The sequence below is a fragment of the Desulfobacter curvatus DSM 3379 genome (assembly GCF_000373985.1).
Classification (GTDB): Bacteria; Desulfobacterota; Desulfobacteria; order Desulfobacterales; family Desulfobacteraceae; genus Desulfobacter; species Desulfobacter curvatus.
The window spans coordinates 1-5,994 of record NZ_KB892944.1; the positions used below are offsets into that span (position 1 = coordinate 1).

A 5,994-nucleotide genomic window follows, 5' to 3' on the forward strand; every position below is an offset into this window, starting at 1 on the left:
GGATGTCCGCAACCCGCGCAGCGAATTTATGCTGAAAGAATTCGAAGACATTGTATTGGGACAAATGCAGTTGCCGGACGGAAATAACTATGGCTTTGTATCCGAGCTAAATGATCTTCAAAAAGATATTCTTTTCATTCTGGACGTTCCACTTCATTACTATGATTACCAATACTTGGGCAACTCAAGCTGAATTAATGGTGGAGCAATCAATGACAATGAAGGGTGAAAAACGAAAAACGCACATTTTCAAAGAGCGAAATCCAAGTGGTATACCTCCTTTTTATCAGCATGGTCCGGGCCGCTTCGTCCATGGTGTACATGGTAAACTGCGGCGCCATCGGTTATCTGTTTTGCCCCTTAATCAGCAATTGCTATGCCATAAAACCCTATGTGCACAAAAAATTATCAGGGCCCGGCATGTCAGGCCATGCCGGGCCATTGGTGTGGTTCTTGCTTATTATTACGTAGTCAGCGATAGTGAAAATAACCCCATAATCCGGAGAAACTATAATGGGTGTAACAACCGGTATTGATCCGGGCACAACTAATTCATGCGTGGCTATTATGGAGGGGGCTCAGGCAACTGTGGTGACAAATCCTGAAGAGGACCGAACCCCAGCGTCCATTGTGGATATTTCAAAAAGCGCGGAGAACATAGATGAACAGAATTCAACAGAACTGCATTGTTCCGAGTGCGGCCTATCCCGTACCGAAAAAACTGATCAAGCGATATGAGCAAATACCCGAGAGGACGCCGCGCGTAGGTGACTTGGTATATGCTGAGGTCACGCTGCTTGGCTTCCACAAGACTCTGGAGAGCGTCTCTGCTCGTATACATACGATTCACGACAGAACAAGAGCATAAAACGGGACTACAATGCCATCTACAACATAATTCGGTGAGAATTGAATTTTGAATCATTTTTAAAGGCTCAATATCTTATGATTCTCTAAAAATAGAGGGAGGGGTAATAATGACAAAATCATTTCCAAATGAAAACAATGAAGTGTTCCTGAAAAAAATACCTGACAAACTCCCGATCCTGCCTTTACGGAACACGGTCGCATATCCGTTTATGCCCATGCCGCTGTTTGTCAATATTCCCAGGTCGATGAAGCTGATTGAAGACGCGTTTAACGGAGATCATCTAATCGGGCTTGCAGCAATGAAAGATAGCTCAATCAAAGAGCCCATGCCGGGGCAAATCTATGAAGTCGGCACCGTTTGCATACTGCACAGGATCGTTAATCTGAGCGAAGACAGCCTGCAGATATTTCTTTACGGGTTTGAACGGTTCCGCATTACCTTCTGGCATGAGACTGATCCGTATTTGAAAGCGAAAATTTTATTGCACCCGGACGTTCTCGAACACGATGATGAAATTGAAGCCGCCTTCAGAATTCTGCAGGCGCTTTCTAAGGAATTCATTTCACTTCTTCCGAATATCCCGGCCGCTGCGCATGATTACATTGATACAATAAAGGATCCCCGTTATCTCTTATATATGGTGGCATCCAATATCCAGATTGAATTAAAGGATGCGCAGGAACTGCTTGAAACAGATAGTGTGAAAGATAAATTGCACCTACTGATTTTTCATTTATCGCACGAAAGGGATATCCTTAAACTGAAGCAGAAAATCCAATCGGATGTCAGCCGCTCCATGGATAAAAAGCAGCATGAGTACTATCTGCGCCAGCAGCTCAAAGCCATTCAAAAAGAGTTGGGAGAATCGGAGGAGAGCCCGTCTAACGTCGATGAATATACTGAAAAGATAGAAAAAGCCGGCCTCCCGGATGAAGCCAAACAGGAGGCGTTACGCGAGTTGAAACGAATGGGCGAGATGTCCCGGAACTCGGCGGAATACACCGTCATAAAAACCTATCTGGACTGGATAGTCGATTTGCCCTGGCAGGTACGCACAGAAGATGAGCTGGATATCAATCATGCACGGACTATTTTGAATGAAGATCACTATGACCTGACGGACGTCAAGAATCGAATCCTGGAATATCTGGCTGTCCGGCAGCTGGTAAATACCCGCCGGATTGAGTCAAAATCCGGCACTACAGGAAATGAAAACCAGGCCATAGGAGCTATTTTGTGTTTTGCCGGACCGCCGGGCGTCGGGAAAACGAGTCTTGGGCAAAGTATCGCCCGTTCTCTTGGAAGAAAATTCACGCGCATGAGTCTGGGAGGAATGAGGGATGAAGCTGAAATCCGCGGTCACAGGCGAACCTATATCGGTGCCATGCCCGGCCGGATCATACAGGCGATTAAGCGGGCAGGCTCCCGTAATCCTGTTTTTATGTTGGATGAAGTGGATAAGATCGGCAGCGACTGGCGCGGTGATCCGAGCAGTGCCCTCCTTGAAGTGCTTGACCCAGAACAGAACAGCACTTTCCGTGATCATTATCTGGATGTGGATTTTGACCTGAGTGATGTTATTTTCATCACAACCGCCAACCAGTTGGAGGCCATTCCCCTGCCCCTGAAGGATCGCATGGAAATCATCCAGCTGGAGGGCTATACGGAATATGAAAAAATCATGATTGCAAAAAATTATTTGGTTAATCGTCAGTTGAATCAAAACGGCCTGACCGCTAAAGAGGTCTCGTTTGGAACGGACGCTTTAAAAAAAATCATTCAGGGCTATACCCGGGAGGCGGGGGTCAGGACTCTGGAACGTGAAATCGGAACCATTTGCCGCCGGATCGCCGTAAAAATTGTCAGCCGGGAAATAACGGATATCGCCGTAACCGCCGATCATGTCCGGGACTTCTTGAAAAAGGAAAAATTTGAATCCGAATCTTCCGAGCCATTCAAGATACCGGGCATCGCTACCGGCCTTTCCGTGACAACAGTGGGAGGGGATATCCTTTTCATTGAGGCAACCCGGATGAAAGGCAAAGGGGCTTTTCTCATCACAGGGCAGCTGGGGGATGTGATGCGGGAAAGCGCCCAGATAGCCCACAGTTATATTCGGTCGAAGGCTGAATATCTCGGAATTGACCCCGATATATTTAAGCATACCGATGTTCATATCCATGTCCCGGCCGGTGCAATTCCAAAAGATGGTCCATCTGCGGGGATTACGATAGTTGTGGCCATGGCGAGTCTTTTCAGCGGCCGGATTGTCAGCAGCCATATCGGTATGACAGGAGAAATCACGCTTAGGGGCCGAGTCCTGCCTGTGGGCGGGATCAAAATGAAAGTCCTTGCGGCGCACCGGGCCGGCCTGACAAAGGTGATCCTGCCCAAACGCAATGAAAGTGATGTGAATGACTTGCCGGAAGAGGTGCGTCAATCCATCGAATTTTTACCTGTTGAATGGGTTGATGAAGTGTTGCAGATCGTCCTGGTGCCATGACATTCAATCCATATTTGCCGATACTTTCGATAGCGGTATCAAGCCGGAGGAACCGCTATCAACTGGAGAAAGACGCCGAATGTCTTTAGGCGTCTTTTGGGGGTTTAAATTGTTTTTTATCCAGCCTGTGACGGGTCATCAACCGGTTCAGCTGCCGGGCCGTAATGCCGGCTTTTTGTGCAGCCACATTGATTCGGCCGCTCGTTTGCTCCAACAGGTTGGACAGGTAGGATGTTTCACAGGCATTGACCGCATGCCGGCGTGCCTGGGCCAGGGTTTGTCCTGTACCGGGTGCCGGTATATACCGGGCAGCCGCCATCTGGGTTTCGCTGGGTAAATTCCCGGTTGTTATCACAGCGGAACGTTCGAGGATATAGGCGCGTTCAAGGATGTTCTCAAGTTCCCGGATATTGCCTGGCCACTCATAGTGGCGGAATTTTTCCAGAACAGACGGATGGACCGTTTGGATATTTTTCCCGTACTTACCGTTTAAATTTTTCAAAAATGCATCCGTCAGATATTCCAGGTCTTCCAGCCGTTCCTTGAGGGATGGGAGTTCAATGGGAAACACGTTAAGGCGATAAAACAGGTCTTTTCGATATTTCCCTTTGCTGACAGCGTCTTCCAGGTCTGAATTGGTGGCTGCTATGATTCGTACATTAGCTTTGAGAATAGAATCGCCTCCGATTCGGCTGAAGGTGCTGTCCTGAAGCACCTGGAGTAACTTAACCTGGGCGGATGGGGATACTGTGCCAATCTCATCTAAAAAAATTGTGCCGCCCGCTGCCATTTCAAACCGACCGGGTTTTTTTCGTTCAGCCCCGGTAAAGGCGCCCTTTTCATGGCCGAACAGCTCGCTTTCAATGAGGGTGTCCGGGATGGCGCCGCAATGGACGGAAATAAAGGACTTGTTGAAGCGCCGGCTGTGCCGGTGGATCAATCGAGCCAAAGTACCTTTGCCTGTACCGGTCTCGCCCAATAGCAGCACGGTAGCATTGGTGGGAGCAACAGACCGGATATTTTCAAAAATCTTTTTCATGCCCGCATTTTTAGACTTGACGATGTCCAGACATTCGGTTTTCCAGAATCGGTCCACAGGCAATCCAACTTAAAACCCTTTTCCGGTTGTTTTTTTCTCTTTTTTCTTTTTACGCTTTTCTTTCAGGGTTAATTTTCCGATTTTCTTGTCTTCACGCCTGTTTTTGTGTTGTTCCTCTTTTTCTGCCATATTCCCTCCTCGTCGGATTCTTTTATTTTTATAAGAAAGTCTGGGTAATTAACACAGATCTTTCAACTTTCGTTGTGGGCTGAACCACGGTGAAAAACCAGGTCAGCTGTGGCTGTTATAAGAAAGTCTGTGTAAGTTACTAAGATCTTTCAAGCTTTGTTGTGGGCTATGCCTGGCAGTTGATATGTCAGGTCGGCCCATGGCCGTTATTCCGGTCTTTATTGTTACTGTTTCACAAGCGAGTCTATCCATCTAATCAAGTTGACAGCAATATCCATGCCGTACATCTCGCCTCCTGTGACAGGAGGGACCGGACGCTCAGACCACCATTTTCCCGAAAAACAGGACTTGAAGTGTCATAGAGATACATAACCGGACGCATCCTGTCTGCTTTTTGTGGCTGTTATCCATGAATCCGGCCTTTCCGGGCCTTCTGCGGCGTTAATGTCAGTTTTGTATTCAGGTGGCATCACAGTTGCTTAAGGAAGAGTCAGGCAGGTTATCGGAGTCGAACATAAGACTGCCGAACCGAACCTGGGAACAGTTTTACTTAAAAAAAAGGAGACAAAAAATGAAACTGACCAAATGGGATCCGTTCCGGGAAATCGATGATATGTTTACCAAATACTTGACGCATTTCAACCGGCCTTCATTGGGCAATCAGGAACTGTTGGCCTCCGGAGACTGGGCCCCTCGTGCAGACATTACCGAGACCGATTTGGATTTCACCATCAAGCTGGAGGTTCCTGAAATTAAACAGGAAGATATCAAGATCACCGTTGATAACGGGGTTCTCAATATCAGGGGCGAACGGAAACGCGAGGAGGAGGATAAAAACGTAAAGTACCACAGAATTGAGCGGCATTACGGCAGCTTCCTGCGCAGTTTTTCCATGCCGGACAATGTGGCCGAAGATCAGATTGAAGCCCAGTTCAAGGAGGGAATATTATCGCTTCGCCTGCCCAAAACGGAAAAATCGAAACCCAAACAGATTGAAATTGCGGTTAAATAGACAATTACCGCCTGTACACCACAATGCTGTAAATATGACCCGGGCCGGAAGCAGGGCATTCTGACCCGGGCGGCCTATGTTCCGGCAGTTTTTTCAATTAAAAATACTATTTGCTTGAGTTTTCGGAAAACAGTTAAAGACAAAAGAATCGAAGAATGAAATAATATGAAGGTTATTATTCAATTAAGGAGTTACGGGTGAATATACCGTGTGTCTGCAAGCCAGCCTTCATAATTACCGGATTCTCATTTTTAAAACCCGAGCTTACTAATATCCAGTTCCAAAATTTGACGCTGATTGCATCAGCTTTGATTCTCGGGGCAAAATTCAACCTTACCGAAATCAGTCGAATGTGGCTGAAGCAAAAGAGCATATCTGCG

At 47.1% G+C, this 5,994-nt stretch carries 7 protein-coding genes; 6 read left to right on the top strand and 1 reads right to left on the bottom strand.

Translation table 11 applies throughout. The features are described from left to right. From B147_RS27450 to lon, 4 genes are all read left to right on the top strand, one after another. A partial coding sequence (locus tag B147_RS27450) for a hypothetical protein (protein WP_033396914.1) occupies nucleotides 1–193 on the top strand: 193 nt, incomplete at its 5' end. A gap of 32 nt (nucleotides 194–225) precedes the next feature. After that, nucleotides 226–471: a hypothetical protein gene (locus B147_RS0104915; protein WP_020586126.1), complete on the top strand. Its 246-nt coding sequence runs from the start codon at nucleotides 226–228 to the stop codon at nucleotides 469–471. 42 nt (nucleotides 472–513) lie between these two features. Continuing rightward, nucleotides 514–738, top strand: a complete 225-nt coding sequence (locus B147_RS33115; RefSeq protein WP_020586127.1) for an Hsp70 family protein — start codon at nucleotides 514–516, stop codon at nucleotides 736–738. A 239-nt stretch (nucleotides 739–977) separates the two neighbouring features. After that, complete coding sequence (lon, locus tag B147_RS0104925) at nucleotides 978–3,374, top strand: endopeptidase La (RefSeq protein ID WP_020586128.1); 2,397 nt, start codon at nucleotides 978–980, stop codon at nucleotides 3,372–3,374. Between the two features lie 85 nt (nucleotides 3,375–3,459). On the opposite strand, the gene B147_RS0104930 is transcribed toward lon, so the two are convergent. Further along, on the bottom strand, nucleotides 3,460–4,470 hold the full coding sequence (locus B147_RS0104930; RefSeq protein ID WP_085931428.1) for a sigma-54 interaction domain-containing protein: 1,011 nt from the start codon (nucleotides 4,468–4,470) through the stop codon (nucleotides 3,460–3,462). Between the two features lie 703 nt (nucleotides 4,471–5,173). Here B147_RS0104930 and B147_RS0104940 point away from each other — a divergent pair. After that, entirely contained in the window at nucleotides 5,174–5,614 is a 441-nt protein-coding gene (locus tag B147_RS0104940) for an Hsp20/alpha crystallin family protein (RefSeq protein ID WP_020586131.1), read from the top strand. A 197-nt stretch (nucleotides 5,615–5,811) separates the two neighbouring features. Next, nucleotides 5,812–5,994 (top strand): hypothetical protein (locus B147_RS32275; RefSeq protein ID WP_033396915.1); only part of this gene is annotated, 183 nt, incomplete at its 3' end.